This window comes from Pantoea sp. X-Soil-YNGN-844 (assembly GCF_059730595.1).
Map to the genome: position 1 here is coordinate 1,213,547 of NZ_AP036007.1, position 17,866 is coordinate 1,231,412.

The 17,866-nt window shown below is 58.0% G+C and carries 18 protein-coding genes and 1 riboswitch; of the genes, 12 read left to right on the forward strand and 6 right to left on the reverse strand.

The window, feature by feature from the left end; translation table 11 throughout:
* Window positions 1-22: 22 nt before the first annotated feature.
* Complete coding sequence (locus AC6I8C_RS05560) at window positions 23-745, reverse strand: ABC transporter ATP-binding protein (RefSeq protein ID WP_497821839.1); 723 nt, start codon at window positions 743-745, stop codon at window positions 23-25.
* Window positions 746-1,637: 892 nt separating this feature from the next.
* Here AC6I8C_RS05560 and uvrB point away from each other — a divergent pair.
* Window positions 1,638-3,659: an excinuclease ABC subunit UvrB gene (uvrB, locus tag AC6I8C_RS05565; RefSeq protein WP_497821840.1), complete on the forward strand. Its 2,022-nt coding sequence runs from the start codon at window positions 1,638-1,640 to the stop codon at window positions 3,657-3,659.
* On the opposite strand, the gene AC6I8C_RS05570 is transcribed toward uvrB, so the two are convergent.
* On the reverse strand, window positions 3,643-4,566 hold the full coding sequence (locus tag AC6I8C_RS05570; RefSeq protein WP_497821841.1) for a gluconeogenesis factor YvcK family protein: 924 nt from the start codon (window positions 4,564-4,566) through the stop codon (window positions 3,643-3,645). The two genes, uvrB and AC6I8C_RS05570, sit on opposite strands and share 17 nt — an antisense overlap.
* Window positions 4,567-4,770: 204 nt before the next feature.
* A riboswitch (molybdenum cofactor riboswitch) is annotated at window positions 4,771-4,904 on the forward strand.
* Here AC6I8C_RS05570 and moaA point away from each other — a divergent pair.
* The 5 genes from moaA (at window position 4,894) to moaE (ending at window position 7,590) form a co-directional block, all read left to right on the forward strand.
* Window positions 4,894-5,880 carry a GTP 3',8-cyclase MoaA gene (gene moaA / locus AC6I8C_RS05575; RefSeq protein ID WP_497821842.1) on the forward strand — a complete coding sequence of 329 codons (987 nt, stop codon included), beginning with the start codon at window positions 4,894-4,896 and terminating at the stop codon, window positions 5,878-5,880. (Overlaps the previous riboswitch by 11 nt.)
* Window positions 5,881-5,894: 14 nt before the next feature.
* Window positions 5,895-6,410, forward strand: coding sequence for a molybdenum cofactor biosynthesis protein B (gene moaB, locus AC6I8C_RS05580; RefSeq protein WP_497821843.1), 516 nt, complete (start codon window positions 5,895-5,897; stop codon window positions 6,408-6,410).
* Between the two features lie 2 nt (window positions 6,411-6,412).
* Window positions 6,413-6,898 (forward strand): cyclic pyranopterin monophosphate synthase MoaC, encoded by a 486-nt coding sequence (moaC, locus tag AC6I8C_RS05585; protein ID WP_497821844.1) that lies wholly within the window; start codon window positions 6,413-6,415, stop codon window positions 6,896-6,898.
* Complete coding sequence (moaD, locus tag AC6I8C_RS05590) at window positions 6,891-7,136, forward strand: molybdopterin synthase sulfur carrier subunit (RefSeq protein WP_315316862.1); 246 nt, start codon at window positions 6,891-6,893, stop codon at window positions 7,134-7,136. The genes moaC and moaD overlap by 8 nt, the downstream gene beginning before the upstream one ends.
* Window position 7,137: 1 nt before the next feature.
* Entirely contained in the window at window positions 7,138-7,590 is a 453-nt protein-coding gene (moaE, locus tag AC6I8C_RS05595) for a molybdopterin synthase catalytic subunit MoaE (protein WP_497821845.1), read from the forward strand.
* Window positions 7,591-7,685: 95 nt separating this feature from the next.
* On the opposite strand, the gene AC6I8C_RS05600 is transcribed toward moaE, so the two are convergent.
* Window positions 7,686-8,471, reverse strand: coding sequence for an OBAP family protein (locus AC6I8C_RS05600; RefSeq protein ID WP_497821846.1), 786 nt, complete (start codon window positions 8,469-8,471; stop codon window positions 7,686-7,688).
* Between the two features lie 106 nt (window positions 8,472-8,577).
* Here AC6I8C_RS05600 and AC6I8C_RS05605 point away from each other — a divergent pair, with 106 nt between their 5' ends.
* On the forward strand, window positions 8,578-9,672 hold the full coding sequence (locus AC6I8C_RS05605) for a DUF1615 domain-containing protein (RefSeq protein WP_285720805.1): 1,095 nt from the start codon (window positions 8,578-8,580) through the stop codon (window positions 9,670-9,672).
* Between the two features lie 98 nt (window positions 9,673-9,770).
* Entirely contained in the window at window positions 9,771-10,478 is a 708-nt protein-coding gene (locus tag AC6I8C_RS05610; protein WP_013357194.1) for a Bax inhibitor-1/YccA family protein, read from the forward strand.
* Window positions 10,479-10,527: 49 nt separating this feature from the next.
* On the opposite strand, the gene AC6I8C_RS05615 is transcribed toward AC6I8C_RS05610, so the two are convergent.
* The 3 genes from AC6I8C_RS05615 to AC6I8C_RS05625 are packed head-to-tail and all read right to left on the reverse strand — an operon-like array spanning window position 10,528 to window position 13,495.
* On the reverse strand, window positions 10,528-11,493 hold the full coding sequence (locus AC6I8C_RS05615) for a lysylphosphatidylglycerol synthase transmembrane domain-containing protein (RefSeq protein ID WP_497821847.1): 966 nt from the start codon (window positions 11,491-11,493) through the stop codon (window positions 10,528-10,530).
* The gene (clsB, locus tag AC6I8C_RS05620) at window positions 11,493-12,737 is read right to left on the reverse strand and encodes a cardiolipin synthase ClsB (RefSeq protein WP_135909664.1); all 1,245 of its coding nucleotides are present in this window, start codon (window positions 12,735-12,737) and stop codon (window positions 11,493-11,495) included. The genes AC6I8C_RS05615 and clsB overlap by 1 nt, the downstream gene beginning before the upstream one ends.
* Complete coding sequence (locus AC6I8C_RS05625) at window positions 12,734-13,495, reverse strand: endonuclease/exonuclease/phosphatase family protein (RefSeq protein WP_497821848.1); 762 nt, start codon at window positions 13,493-13,495, stop codon at window positions 12,734-12,736. The genes clsB and AC6I8C_RS05625 overlap by 4 nt, the downstream gene beginning before the upstream one ends.
* A 179-nt stretch (window positions 13,496-13,674) precedes the next feature.
* Here AC6I8C_RS05625 and AC6I8C_RS05630 point away from each other — a divergent pair, with 179 nt between their 5' ends.
* From AC6I8C_RS05630 to AC6I8C_RS05645, 4 genes are all read left to right on the forward strand, one after another.
* A complete protein-coding gene (locus tag AC6I8C_RS05630; protein ID WP_497821849.1) occupies window positions 13,675-14,067 on the forward strand; it encodes a YbhQ family protein in 393 nt (130 codons plus the stop codon).
* Window positions 14,068-14,284: 217 nt separating this feature from the next.
* The gene (rhlE, locus tag AC6I8C_RS05635; protein ID WP_497821850.1) at window positions 14,285-15,655 is read left to right on the forward strand and encodes an ATP-dependent RNA helicase RhlE; all 1,371 of its coding nucleotides are present in this window, start codon (window positions 14,285-14,287) and stop codon (window positions 15,653-15,655) included.
* Between the two features lie 2 nt (window positions 15,656-15,657).
* Entirely contained in the window at window positions 15,658-16,608 is a 951-nt protein-coding gene (gene dusC / locus AC6I8C_RS05640) for a tRNA dihydrouridine(16) synthase DusC (protein WP_497821851.1), read from the forward strand.
* Between the two features lie 70 nt (window positions 16,609-16,678).
* Window positions 16,679-17,866 (forward strand): MFS transporter, encoded by a 1,188-nt coding sequence (locus tag AC6I8C_RS05645; RefSeq protein WP_497821852.1) that lies wholly within the window; start codon window positions 16,679-16,681, stop codon window positions 17,864-17,866.

The window sequence follows — 17,866 nt, forward strand, 5'->3', positions numbered from 1 at the left end:
CTGCCGTGGCAGGGACTCAGTGTCAGGCCACCGTCAGCCACTTATCCACGGTGTGGTCATCGAGCTGCTCCATGCTGCCCTGCGCCACATTACGGCCACGGTGCAGCAGCAGGAAATAGTCCGCCACCCGCCGGATCAGCGACAGGCGCTGCTCCAGCAGCAGGATGGTCAGCCCGTAGTCGAGGTTAAGCCGGCGGATCAGGTTGCCCATCTCCTCTTCCAGCCACGGCGACATCCCATCAGTCGGCTCATCCAGAATCAGCAGTTTGGGCTGGAGCACCAGCGCGCGCGCCAGGGCCAGCTGTTGCTGCTGATCGATGGGCAGATCGCCGCTGCGTTGCTGGCGCAGGGAGTAGAGCGCCGGGAACAAATCAAAGACCATTTCGGGAATGGCGCGATGACGATCGCGCTGGCTGGCACCCGCCAGCAGGGCAATCAGCAGGTTATCTTCCACGCTCATCTGGGTAAAAATATGGCGGCCCTGCGGCACATAGCCGATGCCCATCTGTGCCCGCTGTTCGGCCGGTTGCATCAGCAAATCTTCCGGCGGCGAGCCATCCTCTTTCCAGGAAATTGTGCCGCTGTTAATCGGCAGTCTGCCCATGATGCAGTTGACCAGCGTGGTCTTGCCCATGCCAGGGCGGCCCAGAATGCCGGTGCAGGTGCCAGGCGACAGATCCAGGTCCACATCCCACAGAATATGGTTCTGACCGTAAAATTGATTTACCGAACGTAGACTCAGCATCTGACACTCTCCTTCCCGATCATTAGCCTGATTGCTTCCGCTCTCTGTCGTCTGGCAAACAAGTCATCAGCAACGGCAGCCTCACCATTGCAGCACAGTGCGCGTAAAGCGCGGTGACGTTACTCACTCCTGCAATTCCCAGGCCAGATCTTAAAACGGCCCTGTTTCCTGCTGCAGTGCGCTGTATCAGGGACGAAAGGTGAGAAAAACTTATCAATTACCCATGGTCATCACGCGCCTGCACTTTTACAGTGCCTGCGGGCGCTGTTTGTGGTGCAGACGTGCTGCGGTAACGCAGAATGTCTGATTAAGAATCTTAGTGGAACGATGAAAATTTGCGTGCCACGCCAGGCGACAGATTAAAAATGCAGAATAATCCGTCAGCAGCCGACGCGAAATTTAACGCAAAAAAAATTATTTTCAACGAGGCGGGAGGGCAGGGAAAAATTATACACAGCTGATGGCGGCGGGGCTGCCATCACTTATCCACCATTCCTGTGGATAACCTTGTGCATTAGGTAATGAAAACCGGTTAGAAGCGAGGAAATACGCGGCCTGGTAACATAATGACGAGATTCTGGCCTTATTAGCTTAAACCATTAAAATCAGCTGGTTATCAAAAAACAAGCCTGCGAATTCTCTGTCAGGTAACCAAACTGTAATTTTGTGACGTTCTATTGACAAATGTTAAATCCGATCCCGGTCTGGGGATAACATTGCGCAACAGGCTTTGCGATATCACGTATCTGAAGCACGCGGGCTAAGTCTTACCCTGATTGCATTAACCTTGCACGATTACTGTTTTTATATCCAGTATTATTTTCTGGCAAAATCACCATAGCAGAGTAAAATAAATGCCTGCCCGCCGACTTCTCCAGCAGGAACTGCATTCATGACCAAAGCTTTTAAACTCAATTCCGCCTTTAAACCTTCGGGCGACCAGCCTGAGGCGATCCGTCGCCTGGAAGAGGGGCTGGAGGATGGACTGGCCCATCAGACCTTATTAGGCGTAACCGGCTCCGGTAAAACCTTTACCGTCGCCAACGTCATTGCCGACCTCAATCGCCCGACGATGGTGCTGGCACCGAACAAAACGCTGGCGGCGCAGCTCTATGGCGAGATGAAAGAGTTTTTCCCGGATAACGCCGTCGAGTTTTTCGTCTCTTACTACGACTACTATCAGCCTGAAGCCTATGTGCCGAGCTCCGACACCTTTATTGAAAAGGATGCGTCGGTGAATGAACACATCGAACAGATGCGTCTTTCAGCGACCAAGGCGCTGCTGGAGCGGCGCGACGTTATCGTGGTGGCGTCGGTTTCGGCGATCTACGGTCTGGGCGATCCCGATCTCTATCTGAAAATGATGCTGCACCTGACCCGCGGCATGATAATCGATCAGCGCAGCATCCTGCGCCGCCTCTCAGAGCTTCAGTACACCCGCAACGATCAGGCGTTTCAGCGCGGCACCTTCCGCGTGCGTGGCGAAGTGATCGATATCTTCCCGGCGGAGTCGGACGATATTGCGCTGCGCGTCGAACTGTTTGACGAAGAGGTCGAGCGTCTGTCGCTGTTTGACCCGCTGACCGGGCAGATCGATTCAGTGGTGCCGCGCTTTACCATCTATCCCAAGACGCACTACGTCACGCCGCGTGAGCGCATTCTGCAGGCGATGGAAGAGATCAAAGTCGAGCTGGCGGATCGCCGCCGGGTGCTGCTGGAGAACAATAAACTGCTGGAAGAGCAGCGTATTACTCAGCGTACCCAGTTTGATCTGGAGATGATGAGTGAGCTGGGCTACTGCTCCGGCATCGAGAACTACTCGCGCTACCTCTCCGCACGCGGACCGGGCGAAGCGCCACCGACGCTGTTTGACTATCTGCCTGCCGATGGCCTGCTGGTGGTGGATGAGTCGCATGTCACCATCCCGCAGATTGGCGGCATGTATAAAGGCGACCGGGCGCGCAAAGAGACGCTGGTGGAGTATGGCTTCCGCCTGCCGTCTGCGCTGGACAACCGTCCGATGAAGTTTGAAGAGTTTGAAGCGCTGGCCCCGCAGACCATCTATGTTTCGGCAACGCCGGGCAAATATGAGCTGGAAAAATCGGGCGACGAAGTTGTCGATCAGGTGGTACGTCCTACCGGCCTGCTGGACCCGATCATCGAAGTGCGTCCGGTCGGCACCCAGGTTGACGATCTGCTGTCGGAAATCCATCAGCGCGTGGCGATCAACGAACGTGTGCTGGTGACGGTGCTGACCAAGCGCATGGCGGAAGATCTCACTGAGTATCTGACGGAGCATGGCGAGAAGGTGCGCTATCTGCACTCCGACATCGACACCGTAGAGCGTATGGAGATTATCCGCGACTTACGTCTGGGTGAGTTTGATGTGCTGGTGGGCATCAACTTACTGCGTGAGGGACTGGATATGCCGGAAGTGTCGCTGGTGGCGATTCTGGATGCGGATAAAGAGGGCTTCCTGCGTTCCGAACGATCGCTGATTCAGACCATCGGTCGTGCGGCGCGTAACATCAACGGTAAAGCGATTCTCTATGGCGATAAAATCACGCCGTCGATGGCGCGTGCCATTGAAGAGACGGAGCGCCGCCGCGAGAAACAGCAGCTGCACAACGAAAAGCATGGCATTGTGCCGCAGGGCCTGAACAAGAAGATCACGGATATTCTGGAGCTGGGCAAAAATGTGGTGAAAACCCGCGGCAAAGCGAAACCGGCACGTCCTGGCGAAGCGCAGGCGCTGGCCGATTTCCAGCTGTTAACGCCGCAGGCGCTGCAGAAGAAAATCCACGAGCTGGAAGGGCAGATGCAGCAGCACGCGCAGAACCTGGAGTTCGAACAGGCGGCCAGCGTGCGCGATCAGCTGCATGAGCTGCGAACGCTGTTTATTGCGGCCTCGTAGCGCCGTCAAAGCTCTGAATGGCGTGTTCCAGCGCCACCCGTAACAGCTGGCGGTCGTGACGATATTTGATGTCGGCGGCCTCCAGCGGCTCACGGACAATCAGACGGTTTTCAATGCCCTCTGTGGCGACCGCCGGACCGACCACTACTGCATCGATCACCCGCTTGCCGATATAACGTTCCATCATCTGAAGCTTGTCAGCCACCGAAAGACTGGCCGCGGCGGGGCTGAGCTCACGCCCCAGATTGCCGATAAACACCATGGTGGCAGGCGTGCGACGCAGTGCCTGCGCCATCTCTTTCATCAGCAGAATCGGCATCAGGCTGGTATAGAAACTGCCAGGACCAATCAGAATCAGATCCGCTTCTGCAATGGCCTGCAGCGCTTCCCGCGTCGGCTGGACGTTGGGATGCAGCATCAGCTCCTGCGGCGGCTGCTTCATCTCATCAATCGCGGTCTCGCCGTAAACCATATTGCCTTCAGCATCCATCGCCACCAGATCCACCGGCTGCTCCGACATCGGGATTAAAAAGGCGTCGACCTTCAGCAGGTTACGGATGATGTTGATCGCTTCCAGCGGGCGAACGCTCAGATGATCCAGCGCCCGCAGCATCAGATTGCCGAGGTTGTGACCGGCCAGTTCGCCGTTACCGGCAAAACGGTACTCGAACATCGCGGAGGCGACGCTGGGTTCTGCAATCAGCTGGTTAAGACAGTTGCGCATGTCGCCCCAGGCGATACCGCCTTCGGATCGACGAATGCGCCCGGTCGATCCGCCGTTGTCGGTGGTGGTGACGATGCCGGTGAGACGTGAGCCCAGCGGGGAAAGGGCCGACATCACGCGGCCTAAACCGTGTCCGCCGCCCAGTGCCACAACGCGATCAAGATCGGCCAGTGTGCGATTCATACTTCTCCTTAACATCTCGTCGCGTAGCGTGGCTCTAAACGCTAAGCCCGCGCGGATGACTTGCGTCAAAATCTGGATCGCATTTTAACGTATCCTGTCGCGAAAATGCGGTGAAAATTCGATATGTATAAGAATATATAGCGAAAAGAGCAAATGGAAGAGTGAGGAAATTCACGCTACCATCATGTTTACCGCGCTGATCAACGGGTCAGCGTACACTCAAGCCTGAATGCCTAAGTCTGCGGATAGGGGGTTCAGGCCGTAGCCATCGAGCTGCCAGGGTGCAGGAAGAAATGACTGCATCTCCCAATCTGGAAAGGTGTTCTGGTGTCACAATTTACTGATGCATACGCGCGTAAGTTCTATTACCTGCGCCTGTCGGTCACGGATGTCTGTAATTTCCGCTGTACCTATTGTCTCCCTGACGGCTACAAACCGCAGGGAATTCGTAACAAAAGCTTTCTCTCTCTGGATGAAATCCGCCGCGTCACGCGGGCTTTCGCCGCAGCCGGAACCGAAAAAGTGCGGCTGACCGGTGGTGAGCCGTCGCTGCGCCGTGATTTCACCGACATCATTGCGGCAGTGCGTGAAAACGCCTCTATCCGCCAGATCGCGGTCACCACCAATGGCTACCGGCTGGCGCGCGACGTGAAACAGTGGCGCGACGCGGGTCTGACCGCACTCAACGTCAGCGTCGACAGCCTGGACGCCCGTCAGTTTCACGCCATCACCGGCCAGGATAAATTCCATCAGGTGATGAGCGGCATCGACGCGGCGCTGGACGCCGGTTTTGGTCAGGTCAAAGTCAACAGCGTGCTGATGCGCGATCTCAACAGCCGTAATCTGGCCACCTTCCTCGACTGGATCCGTACCCGTCCGATTCAGCTGCGCTTTATCGAACTGATGGAGACTGGCGACGGCGGCACGCTGTTCCGCGATCAGCACGTTTCCGGCATGGTGATCCGCGATCAGCTCATTGCCCAGGGCTGGCAGCGTCGCGAAAGCGGACGCAGCGACGGCCCGGCACAGGTCTTTTATCATCCCGACTATGTCGGCGAGATTGGCCTGATCATGCCTTATGCCAAAGATTTCTGTGCCAGCTGCAACCGTCTGCGCGTCTCGGCGCAGGGTAACCTTCACCTGTGCCTGTTTGGTGACGGCGGCCTACCGTTGCGTGACCTGCTGGCGTCCGATGAGCAGCAGGCCGAACTGCAGGCGCGCATCGCCAGCAGCCTGGGGCAGAAGAAGCAGACGCACTTCCTGCATCAGGGCAACACCGGTATCACACAGAATCTCTCTTACATTGGTGGCTAATTTCAGGAGGAAGTATGGGTAAACCAGCCAGCGAATTTCAGGCCGTACAGATTGCGGTGATGACGGTGTCAGACCGTCGCGATGCCAGCAACGATACCTCCGGCGACTATCTGCGCGAGGCGGCGGTGGAAGCGGGCCATGAGGTGGTCGATCACGCCATTGTGCCGGATAACCTTTATCGCATTCGCGCCACCGTCTCGCGCTGGATCGCCAGTGACGATGTCCAGGTGGTGATCATCAATGGCGGCACCGGCTTTAACCTGAAAAACAGCACGCCGGAAGCGCTGCTGCCGCTGTTTGACCGCGAGATCGAAGGGTTTGGCGAACTGTTCCGGATGATCTCCTATGAAGAGATTGGCGGCTCGACGCTGCAGTCGCGCGCCATTGCCGGTCTGGCTAACGGGACGCTGATTCTGGCCGTGCCGGGTTCCACCAGCGCCTGCCGCACCGCCTGGGAGCGGATTATCGCTGACCAGCTTGATGCGCGCACTGCGCCCTGTAATTTTGTCTCACATCTGAAGAAACGGTAAGTATGTCTCAACTCACACATATTAACGCCGCGGGCGAAGCGCACATGGTGGATGTTTCCGCCAAGGCTGAAACCGTGCGCGAAGCGCGCGCCGAAGTGCTGGTGCTGATGCAGCCGGAAACGCTGCAGATGATTATCGACGGCAGCCACCATAAAGGGGATGTCTTCGCCACCGCGCGCATCGCCGGGATCCAGGCAGCAAAACGCACCTGGGAGCTGATTCCGCTCTGTCATCCGCTGATGCTGAGCAAAGTGGAAGTGAACCTCGAAGCAGAACCTGCACAGAACCGGGTTCGCATCACCTCGCTCTGCCGACTGACCGGCAAAACCGGCGTCGAGATGGAAGCGCTGACGGCAGCGTCAGTAGCCGCGCTGACCATTTACGACATGTGCAAAGCGGTGCAGAAGGATATCGTCATCGATCAGCTGCGCTTAATCAGCAAGCGCGGCGGCAAAAGCGGCGATTTTCAGGCGGTCACGCATGATTAAGGTGTTGTTTTTCGCCCAGGTGCGTGAGCTGACCGGCACCGCATCGCTTGAGGTCGGTGCTGATTATCCGGATGTGGCCGCGCTACGCGCTGCGCTGGCCGAACGCGACGATCGCTGGGCGCTGGCGCTGGAGTCGGGCAAACTGTTGGCGGCCGTCAACCAGACGCTGGTGCCGATGAGTCACCCGCTGCACGCCGGTGATGAAGTGGCTTTTTTCCCGCCCGTGACCGGAGGCTGAGATGGAAACACAGATTCGCGTCGGTCCCGCGCCCTTTGATATGGCGGAAGCGTATCGCTGGCTGGCGGCCTGTGACGAAGATGGAGCGGTAGTGACCTTTACCGGCAAAGTCCGCAACCACAACCTGGGTGATAACGTGGCGGCGCTGACGCTGGAGCACTATCCCGGCATGACCGAAAAAGCGCTGCAGGAGATTGTTGATGCGGCGCGCGAACGCTGGTCGCTGCAGCGCGTCACGGTGATCCACCGCGTCGGCGAGCTGTTTCCCGGCGATGAGATCGTGCTGGTGGGCGTCACCAGCGCCCATCGCGGCAGCGCCTTTTCGGCTGCGGAGTTCATTATGGATTACCTGAAAACCCGCGCGCCGTTCTGGAAGCGCGAAGCGACAGAGCAGGGCGATCGCTGGGTGGATGCCCGCGACAGCGACCATCAGGCTGCCCAGCGCTGGGACTAAAGCGTTAATGGCGCAAGCGGGCAGAGGTTTCTTCGCCCGCTGCGTTACCGCTGATCCCATCCGCGTCACAGCCCGCTAAAACGCATACACAACGCCTACGGTTGCTTCAGCTGCTCCGCCGGGCCAAATCCGGTCTGACCGTGGCTGTGCTCACCACCACCGCTGGTGCGCTTAAGCTGAATAACCTGGCCCTTCTCCCAGGCGTTAGCACCCGGTGCCGCCGGATGCGCCACGATATCCGTCCGCTCGGCCCGGATCTGCTTGCTGTCCACGTCAAAGCGGCGATCGCGATCCGCCAGCAGCCGTGAATCCATCTGACCATCCTGGGTAAAGCCCATCATCAGCGCCGGAATGCCGATCGGCAGTGTTTTATCGCGGTCGGTATGCCAGGTGTGCCAGGTTTTGCCATAGGTATTCACGATGCGCGTCATCAGCGCATGGTCGGCAACTTTCGGTAAGCCTGGCGCAATCAGCGTGCCCGATTTCACCTCATACTGATGGCTGTGCCACAGCTTCTTCTCTTCGGGCGGCAGGGTCTTAAACAGCCGTTCGCTGATAATGTACTCCACGCCCATCAGCCGCGCGTCGCGCGTGTTGCCGTCGTAAATCACCGCCTGCATCACATCGTCGTTCAGCACGGTGACATAGTGGTGTGCCTCCATCTGACCGTTTTTATCGCCGTTATAAAAATGGAAGCCATCGAGATAGGTATTGATGGCGTCAATAGGCGGACGGGACTGCATCACGCTGGCGCCGGTCTCCAGCACCTTAAGTGAAGAGGAGGTCGGCGCGCCCGGTGACTGCACCTGGGCAGGGGTATTACTGGCGCCGCAGCCGGTTAATAACAGGCTGAACGCCGCAACAGGCCAGAGTTTAAACATCGTAAGTTCCTTTAACGTTAAAAAAGGTAACCTTAGTTCAGTTCTCTCCTGCCTGTGAAACTCTGGCAATGGTAGAGTAGGGCTTTGGTTCATTCTGAGGACAGGCATGTCATCCACCCCGATTCTGCAACGTCTGACACTGGTCGCCGCGCTGGTGCTGGCGGGTTGTAGCAGCAAGAAAACCCCTGAGGCGCCGGTACGGCAGCCTGAAGATGTCAAAGCGCAAATCCAGCGGCTGCTGCCGTCGCACGTCAGCAATAAAGCGGCCTGGAGCGACGATATCTACACCACCTTCCGCACGCAGCAGATCGATCCCAGCGCCAGTAACCTCTGCGCGGTGATCGCCGTGGCGGATCAGGAGAGCAACTTCAGCGCCGAAGCCGCCGTGCCGGGCCTGCCGAAAATCGCCTGGGGCGAGATCGATCGCCGGGCGGCAAAAGTACACGTCCCAGCCTTCCTGGTACGCACCGCGCTGCTGATCAAATCCCCGACCGGAGAAAGCTACGCGGCCCGGCTGGACAAGGTGCGCAGTGAAAAAGATCTCAGCGCCATTTTCGATGACCTGATTGATATGGTGCCGATGGGCCAGACGCTGTTCGGCAATCTCAACCCGATCCACACCGGCGGGCCGATGCAGGTCAGCATTGCGTTTGCCGAAGCGCACGCCAAAGGCTATCCGTGGCCGATCGATGGCACCATCCGGCGCGAAGTCTTTACCCGTCACGGCGGGATCTACTTCGGCACCATGCACCTGCTCGGCTATCCGGCTGACTACAGCCAGCCGCTCTACCGTTTTGCCGACTACAATGCGGGCTGGTATGCCAGCCGCAATGCGGCTTTCCAGGCGGCAGTGTCAAAAGCCACCGGCATGAAGCTGGCGCTGGATGGCGATCTGATCCTCTATGGCTCAGATGCAGCGGGCGGCACCGAACTGGCGGTGCGCACGCTCTCGAAGCAGATCGACATGAGCAACAGCGCCATTCGCCGCGATCTGGAGAAAGGGGAGAAAGAATCGTTCAGCGACAGCGAACTCTGGAAACAGGTCTTTGCCCTGGCGGATAAAATGGCAGGCCGTAAGCTGCCGCGTGAAATGCTGCCGGGCATTAAGCTGGAAAGTCCGAAAATTACCCGTAATCTGACGACGGCGTGGTTTGCGCAGCGCGTCGACAGCCGTTATCAGCAGTGTCTGTCGCGGCGTTAACCGGCATGTTGTGGCACAGTTGAGCTGAGCTGTGCCACACTTAACTCTGGCATGGCTCCCGGCAGGGCGCTGTTCATCCGTTTAACAAGAGGTGCATCATGGACCGATATCCACGCAATGATTCCATCGTTCAACCCGCATCTCGCGGTTTACAAGCCTATATGGCGCAGGTCTATGGCTGGATGACCTGCGGTCTGTTACTGACCGCATTTGTCTCCTGGTTTGCGGCGCGTACGCCCGCAGTGATGGAGCTGGTGTTTGCCAATCGCATTACCTTCTTCGGGCTGATTATCGCGCAGCTGGCGCTGGTGTTCTTCCTGTCAGGCATGGTGCATCGTCTGAGCGGGGCCGTAGCCACCGGGCTGTTTATGCTCTATTCGGCGCTGACCGGCATTACCATGGCGAGTATCTTCCTGGTCTACACCTACTCCTCCATTGCCAGCACCTTCTTTGTCACTGCGGGAATGTTTGGTGCGATGAGCTTTTACGGCTATACCACCAAACGCGACTTGAGCCGTTTTGGCAGCCTGCTGTTTATGGCGCTGATTGGCATTGTGCTGGCGTCGCTGGTGAACTTCTGGTTGAAAAGCCCGGCGCTGATGTGGGCGATTACCTACATCGGTGTGGTGGTGTTTGTGGGATTAACCGCTTATGACACGCAGAAGCTGAAAAACATCGGTGAGCAGATTGATGCCCGCGACACGGAAAACCTGCGTCGCTATTCGATCATGGGCGCGCTGACACTCTATCTCGACTTCATTAACCTGTTCCTGATGCTGCTGCGGATCCTCGGTAACCGCCGCTGATTTTCAGTGTAAAAGGGGGAGGCGCGAAGGTTGCGCCTCCCTTTTTTTATTACGATTTCTGTAGCTTCTGCTCGTTCTTCTGACGCAGATGCTTCGCCCGACTCTCCAGTCCCAGATAGAGCACCAGCGCTAACAGCAGCGGCAGGATAAAGTAGAGCACGCGATAGGCCAGCAGCGCCGCAATGATGGTGCCATGCGAAGCGTGCTGACCGCTGAGCAGCGCCAGGAACACCGCTTCCAGAACGCCAATGCCCGCCGGAATGTGAATGATTACCCCGGCAATACTGCTGATAAGCAGGACGCCCAGCACCATCGGATAGCCCACGTCGCGTCCCAGCAGCAGCCAGATAATCGCGCCCATCACCATCCAGTTGGCACAGGAAACCGCAAATTGCAGCAGCGCCATGCGCAGAGAAGGCAGCTGCAGTGTCTGGCCTTTAATCGTCCAGCGACGCTGTTTTGAGAAGGCGCAGGCCCAGAGGTAAATCGCCACCAGCACTAGGAGAACCACGCCAATCAGCCGCAGCGTAGTCTCACCGATAAACCAGCCGCCGGGAATCGAGACCATGCCCGCACTGAATACCACGCCCGCCAGCAGTATATAGCCCAGCCAGTTAGTCGCGATGCTCAGTGAGAAGATGCGGGTAATGGTGCCACTGTCGAGGCCGAGCCGGGAATAGAGCCGGTAGCGCATGGCGACGCCACCCACCCACGTACTCAGCGTCAGGTTAAAGGCGTAACAGATAAACGACACCAGCATGACCTGCCGCTTCGCCAGCTTATGGCCGCAGTAGGCGCGGCCAATCAGGTCATAGCAGCCATATACCAGGTAACTCAGCACCACCAGTCCGGCGGCAGTCAGGACGATAAAGCGGTTGTAGTTAACGATGACCTCATAAACATCTTCCCAGTTCACTTTGCGGGCATAAACCGCCAGCAGAACCACCACCGCGACGAAAAACAGCACGGTGAGGATTTTTTTTGCCAGCTGCCAGCGTGGATGTTTTTTTGCCATCAGGATTTTGCTCCCGGATTATCTGCTTCTACACGATCCTGCGTTTCCATTTCAGGCTGTACCGGCGCACTGACCTGAGCCAGCAGCGGCGTGTGCGCCGGAAGCCAGCCCGCGATGGCCGGGAAATGACGCAGGAAATGGAATACCACCACGCTTTTGCTCAGTTGCCACCAGTTGCGCGGCGGCAGACGATCCTCCTGCACGCGCTGGCAGTCGTTGGCCAGCAGCGCTTCGAGGTTGTCACGCAGCGTCTGGTTGAACGGCCTGTCGTGGATGATCAGGTTAGCTTCCAGATTCAGAGAGAGGCTTAGCGGATCGAGGTTGCTGGAGCCGACCGTGGCCCAGTAATCATCTTTTACGGCGATCTTGCCGTGCAGCGGACGACGGATATATTCGTAGACTTCCACGCCGCCATCGACCAGATAGTTGTAGAGCAGCTCTGCGCCCACTTTCACAATCGGCATATCCGGCTCGCCCTGCACGATCAGCCGCACCCGGACGCCACGCTGCGCGGCATTGCGCATCTCACGCAGCAGCCGATAGCCCGGGAAGAAGTAGGCGTTGGCAATAATTACATCCCGCTTCGCCTCGCGCAGCATTTCCAGATAATGCACTTCGATGTCGTCGCGGTGCTCGTCATTATCGCGATAGACATAAAGCACCTGGGCATCGCCGGGTTTAGCATTCACGGCCGGACGATGAGAACGCGATCCCCACCAGCGGCGGGTATGCTGTTCGCTGCCAATCGCCTGTTGCAGATAGCGGGCGATGTCGGCCACGACCGGGCCTTTGACCTGTACCGCGTAATCCTGCTTCGCCTCCGGGCCATAATCGGTGTTGTGTTCAGCCGAGAAGTTGATGCCGCCGACAAAGGCGACCACGTCATCCACCACTACCGTTTTACGGTGCAGACGGCGGAAGACGTTGGTACGCATCCCCATCACCAGCGGGCGCGGATCGTAGTAGATGAAACGCACACCCGCGCTGGTCAGGCTGTTCACAAATTTGTCGGAGAGTTCAGCGGAGCCGTAGCCATCGACCATCACTTCGACCCGCACGCCGCGCTGGGCGGCTGCCAGCAATTCGCGGTGCAGGGCGTTACCGACGTCATCCTCAAACAGAATAAAGGTTTCAATCAGAACTGAGCGTTCTGCCCGCTGGATGGCGCCAAAGACGCGCGGGAAAAACGCTTCCCCATTTTCCAGCAATAGCAGCCGGTTGCCTTCCTGCCAGTTAAAATTCATAGATGAATCTCCACCGCCAGCGGCGCGTGATCGGAAAGATGGGACCAGGGCTTACGCGGCAGCGCCCACGGATGACTCACGGTGGCGTTGCGGACATAGATGCGGTCGAGCCGCAGGATAGGGAAGCGCGCCGGGAAGGTGCGCGCCGGGCGTCCGGTCTTCATACTGAATACCTCTTTCAGGCCTGCGCCCTGTTTTAAAATGGCGTTAGCGCGTCGCTGCCAGTCGTTGAAATCACCTGCTACAACGACCGGCGCGTCGGGTGGCAGCGAGTTGACCATTTCACAGATCTTCTTCATCTGCGCGTGACGATGCGCCTCTTTCAGACCCAGGTGAACACAGATGACATGCAGCGTGCCGTGCGGCCCGGGCAGGGCGATCTGACAGTGCAGCATGCCGCGGTTTTCACTGCCTGCCACCGAGATATCCCGGTTCTCATAGTCGGTTATTGGGAAGCGTGACAGCACGGCATTGCCGTGATGTCCCTCCGGATAGACCGCATTGCGTCCGTAGGCGAAATCGTTCCACATGGTGTCAGCCAGAAACTCATAATGAGGCGATTCAGGCCACTCTTCATGGTTAAGGGAGTGGATGGCATGGGTGCCCATTACCTCCTGGAGAAAGACTACATCCGCCGAGGTTGCGCGAACGGCTTCGCGCAATTCCGGCAGGATGAAGCGGCGATTAAACGGGGCAAACCCCTTGTGTGTATTGATCGTCAGGACTTTTATTGAAAATCCTTGCGCATTTTGTGGCATACTCGCGACGCACTCCTTTTCATCATCAATAGAATCAAAGTGTAGTCTTTGTCACAAATGGGTGGTGAGAGAGCGCGATATTTAGGGCGTTATCCGAAAATTGTTTTACATTGAGGAAACCGTTTCCGGCTTGTGCCGGTAGCACTTGGGCGACCTGTTGGGTCTGCCAGGAGAATTGAATGAAATGGTCTAATCGTATTCAAATCATCATGGGTCAGACGTTGTTGCATATCGCTATGCATCTGCTGGTGATCGCTGCGCTGATCTGGGGCTGGAAACACAAGGCGCTGGTTGATGTCTGCAGCACGCTGGTGGCGATGTACGCACTGGTTTTTGTTGCCATGCTGGTGACACAGCGCATCGCCCGTTTACGTACGCTCGGCGATTATCTTGAAGAAGCGACCACCACTTACTACTTTGGCGCCGCCATGATGACACTGTTCCTGGTGTCGCGGATTTACCACAACAACCTGCTGCTGGCCTGTCTCGGCGTAGTGATGTTGCTGGGTCCGGCGCTGGTTTCGCTGCTGGCGAAAGAGCCACCGCGGCGCATCGAAAATAAACGTAGTTAAGTTGAAGGCCACCGCGAGGTGGCCTTCCTGTTTCTGCGCAGTTAAGTTATGTCAGTAAATGTGAGCTATCTCGCACACTTCATTTAAAGCTGCTACACTCGCCCGCTTACGCATCGTAGTTTGTGCCCTTTTCACGCGTCAGCCCCAGCTGCCGTCACTATCCCTCTGAAAACTACACCGTGAATCACGGCCAGAGCGGACCGGAGTAAACCACGTAATGTCATTTGACTCTCTCGGCCTGAGTGCCGATATTTTGCGCGCGGTTGCCGAACAAGGCTACAGCGAACCTACACCTATCCAGCGCCAGGCGATTCCTGTGGTGCTGGCAGGCCGCGATCTGCTGGCGAGTGCCCAGACCGGCACCGGCAAAACGGCCGGCTTTACCTTACCGTTGTTACAGAAACTCTCTGCCACCGCGACGCCCGTACGCGGTCGTCGCCCGGTGCGCGCCCTGATCCTGACCCCAACCCGTGAACTCGCGGCGCAGGTCGGCGAAAACGTCAGCGACTACAGCAAATATCTCTCGCTGCGTTCGCTGGTCGTGTTTGGTGGCGTCAGCATCAATCCACAGATGGTTAAGCTGCGTGGCGGCGTCGATGTGCTGGTGGCCACGCCAGGTCGCCTGCTGGATCTGGCGCAGCAGAATGCCGTTGACCTGTCTCAGGTCGAAATTCTGGTGCTGGATGAAGCGGACCGTATGCTGGATATGGGCTTTATCCATGACATTCGTCGCGTACTGGCGCGTCTGCCGGCCAAACGTCAGAACCTGCTGTTCTCAGCCACCTTCTCGGATGAGATCAAAGGCCTGGCGGAAAAACTGCTAACCAACCCGGAAATGATTGAAGTCGCTCGCCGCAACACCGCTTCTGAGCAGGTGGCGCAGCAGGTGCATTTCGTTGATAAGAAGCGTAAGCGGGAACTGCTGTCGCAGCTGATCGGCGAAGGTAACTGGCAGCAGGTACTGGTCTTTACCCGTACCAAACACGGCGCTAACCACCTTGCTGAGCAGCTGGGCAAAGATGGCATCACCGCCGCCGCGATCCACGGCAACAAAAGCCAGGGTGCCCGTACCCGTGCGCTGGCCGACTTTAAGTCAGGCGGCATTCGCGTGCTGGTTGCGACCGATATCGCGGCCCGTGGCCTGGATATCGAAGAGCTGCCACACGTCGTGAACTACGAGCTGCCTAACGTCGCCGAAGATTACGTTCACCGTATTGGCCGTACCGGCCGTGCGGCTGCAACCGGTGTCGCCCTGTCGCTGGTCTGCGTCGATGAGCACAAACTGCTGCGTGATATCGAGCGTCTGCTGAAGCGTGAAATCCCGCGTCTGGCGATTGAAGGCTATGAGCCGGATCCAAGCATCAAGGCGGAGCCAATCATCAACGGTCGTCAGCAGCAGTCTCGCGCCGGTGCAGGTGGCGGCGGTCGTGGGCGTGGTCAGGGCGGACAGGGTGCAGGCGCATCGCGTTCATCTTCATCCGGCGACAAACGTCCTCAGGCGCGTCGTCAGAGCCAGGCGGCACCTCAGGGCGATAAGCCCGCAGCCCGTCCACGTCGTCCGGCTCCGAAGCGCACCGGAAACGTCTGAGTATGAGGGTTTTACTGGCTCCGATGGAGGGCGTGCTGGACTCACTGGTGCGCCAGCTGCTATCGGAAGTGAACGACTACGATCTCTGCATCACTGAGTTTTTGCGCGTAGTCGATCAACTGCTGCCGGTAAAATCCTTCACCCGTCTCTGCCCCGAACTGCATCACGCCAGCCGTACGCCATCCGGCACGCGGGTGCGGATGCAGCTGCTGGGGCAGCATCCCGAATGGTTAGCCGAGAACGCCGCACGCGCGGTGGAGCTGGGCTCCTGGGGTGTCGATCTCAACTGTGGTTGTCCCTCTAAACTGGTCAACGGCAGCGGAGGCGGCGCAACCCTTCTGAAAGATCCCGATCTGATTTATCGCGGCGCGAAAGCGATGCGTGAAGCGGTGCCTGCCGATTTGCCGGTGACGGTGAAAGTGCGGCTCGGCTGGGACTCCAGTGCCCGCAGTCTGGAGATTGCCGACGCGGTCCAGCAGGCTGGTGCCAGCGAGCTGACGGTGCATGGCCGGACCAAAGAAGAGGGCTATCGCGCAGAAGCGATCAACTGGCAGGCGATTGGCGAAATTCGTCAGCGGCTACGTATTCCGGTGATTGCTAATGGCGAGATATGGGACTGGCAAAGCGCGCAAAACTGTATGGCTATCACCGGCTGCGATGCGGTGATGATTGGCCGTGGTGCACTGAACATTCCTAACCTGAGCCGGGTGGTTAAATATAACGAGCCGCCGATGGCCTGGCCCGATGTGGTGCGGTTATTGCAGAAATACAGCCGGCTGGAGAAGCAGGGCGATACCGGCCTCTATCATGTGGCGCGGATCAAACAGTGGCTCGGTTATCTGCGCAAAGCGTATGGCGAAGCCGATGGCTTATTCAGTGAAATCCGTGCGTTAAAAAACTCGGGCGACATCGCACAGGCGATTGACCGTCATGCGCATGTTCATGGTTTGTGATAAAAAATCAGGCGACCCCTTAACCGCCTGACGGTATAGTGGGCAAAATTTCCCACACCACAAGCCTGCTATGTCTGACACCGCTGTGTTGAGCAACAGTCAGCTCAACAAACGAATCCTTTCCGTTATCGTTTTCACCTTCTTCTGCTATCTCTCCGTCGGCTTGCCGCTGGCTGTGCTGCCTGGCTTTGTCAAAAATCATCTCGGCTTCAGCTCATTCATCGCCGGGCTGATTATCAGTATTCAGTATTTCGCGACGCTGCTCAGCCGTCCTCAGTCGGGCCGTCTGGCCGACCGGCTTGGCCCTAAACGCGTGGTGATGCTGGGACTGCTCTGCTGCGGCATGAGCGGCGTGCTGACCATCGTCGCGGCACTGCTGAGCAGCTGGCCGTGGCTGAGTCTGGCGCTGCTTGCTATCGGTCGACTGTTTCTCGGCGTGGGCGAAAGCTTCAGCAGCACCGGCTCCACGCTGTGGGGCATGAACATCGTCGGGCCGTTGCAGACCGCGCGCGTCATCTCCTGGAACGGTGTCGCCACCTATCTGGCGATGGCTGTTGGTGCGCCGCTGGGCGTGCTGCTGAACAGTCAATTTGGCATGAGCGGATTTGCCGGACTGATTGCGCTGATGGGCGTCGTTGGTTATCTGATGGCCAGCCGCAAACCGGCGGTAACGGTTAGCGTGGGCGAGCGCATTCCGTTTCATCGCGTCTTCTCACGCGTCTGGCTTTATGGCCTGGCACTGGGCTTCGGCACCATCGGCTTTGGCGTCATCGCCACCTTTATCACCCTCTATTTTGCCAGCCGCGACTGGCAGGGCGCGGCCTATGCGCTGACGCTGTTCAGCCTGGGGTTTGTGCTGGTGCGGCTGGGTTTCGGTCGCTTCATTACACGCTTTGGCGGACTGCGCGTGTCACTGTTCTCTTTCCTGCTGGAGTGTCTGGGACTGCTGATAATCTGGCAGGCGGACAGCGCCTGGCTGGTGGGCGCGGGCGCGTTCCTCACCGGCAGCGGTTTCTCGCTGGTCTTCCCGGCGCTGGGCGTTGAGGCAGTTAAACGGGTTGAGCGCCAGGATCAGGGCTCGGCGCTGGGCACCTATTCCGCCTTTCTCGATCTGGGACTCGGCTTAACCGGCCCGGTGGCGGGCTTGTTTATCGGGCACTGGGGAATGCAGTCGGTCTATCTGGCTGCCGCCGTGATGGTGCTGGGCGCGCTGCTGATCACGCTGCGGCTCTATACGCAGCAACGGCTCACCACCTGA

Excerpts from the sequence above, each read along its gene's own strand:
- AC6I8C_RS05600 (WP_497821846.1), bottom strand. The coding sequence starts at position 8,471 with ATGTTTAAACTCTGGCCTGTTGCGGCGTTCAGCCTGTTATTAACCGGC.
- AC6I8C_RS05610 (WP_013357194.1), top strand. The coding sequence starts at position 9,771 with ATGGACCGATATCCACGCAATGATTCCATCGTTCAACCCGCATCTCGC.
- moaD (WP_315316862.1), top strand. The coding sequence starts at position 6,891 with ATGATTAAGGTGTTGTTTTTCGCCCAGGTGCGTGAGCTGACCGGCACC.
- clsB (WP_135909664.1), bottom strand. The coding sequence starts at position 12,737 with ATGAATTTTAACTGGCAGGAAGGCAACCGGCTGCTATTGCTGGAAAAT.
- AC6I8C_RS05625 (WP_497821848.1), bottom strand. The coding sequence starts at position 13,495 with ATGCCACAAAATGCGCAAGGATTTTCAATAAAAGTCCTGACGATCAAT.
- moaC (WP_497821844.1), top strand. The coding sequence starts at position 6,413 with ATGTCTCAACTCACACATATTAACGCCGCGGGCGAAGCGCACATGGTG.
- dusC (WP_497821851.1), top strand. The coding sequence starts at position 15,658 with ATGAGGGTTTTACTGGCTCCGATGGAGGGCGTGCTGGACTCACTGGTG.
- rhlE (WP_497821850.1), top strand. The coding sequence starts at position 14,285 with ATGTCATTTGACTCTCTCGGCCTGAGTGCCGATATTTTGCGCGCGGTT.
- moaB (WP_497821843.1), top strand. The coding sequence starts at position 5,895 with ATGGGTAAACCAGCCAGCGAATTTCAGGCCGTACAGATTGCGGTGATG.
- AC6I8C_RS05570 (WP_497821841.1), bottom strand. The coding sequence starts at position 4,566 with ATGAATCGCACACTGGCCGATCTTGATCGCGTTGTGGCACTGGGCGGC.
- AC6I8C_RS05645 (WP_497821852.1), top strand. The coding sequence starts at position 16,679 with ATGTCTGACACCGCTGTGTTGAGCAACAGTCAGCTCAACAAACGAATC.
- moaE (WP_497821845.1), top strand. The coding sequence starts at position 7,138 with ATGGAAACACAGATTCGCGTCGGTCCCGCGCCCTTTGATATGGCGGAA.
- AC6I8C_RS05560 (WP_497821839.1), bottom strand. The coding sequence starts at position 745 with ATGCTGAGTCTACGTTCGGTAAATCAATTTTACGGTCAGAACCATATT.
- AC6I8C_RS05605 (WP_285720805.1), top strand. The coding sequence starts at position 8,578 with ATGTCATCCACCCCGATTCTGCAACGTCTGACACTGGTCGCCGCGCTG.
- uvrB (WP_497821840.1), top strand. The coding sequence starts at position 1,638 with ATGACCAAAGCTTTTAAACTCAATTCCGCCTTTAAACCTTCGGGCGAC.
- AC6I8C_RS05630 (WP_497821849.1), top strand. The coding sequence starts at position 13,675 with ATGAAATGGTCTAATCGTATTCAAATCATCATGGGTCAGACGTTGTTG.
- AC6I8C_RS05615 (WP_497821847.1), bottom strand. The coding sequence starts at position 11,493 with ATGGCAAAAAAACATCCACGCTGGCAGCTGGCAAAAAAAATCCTCACC.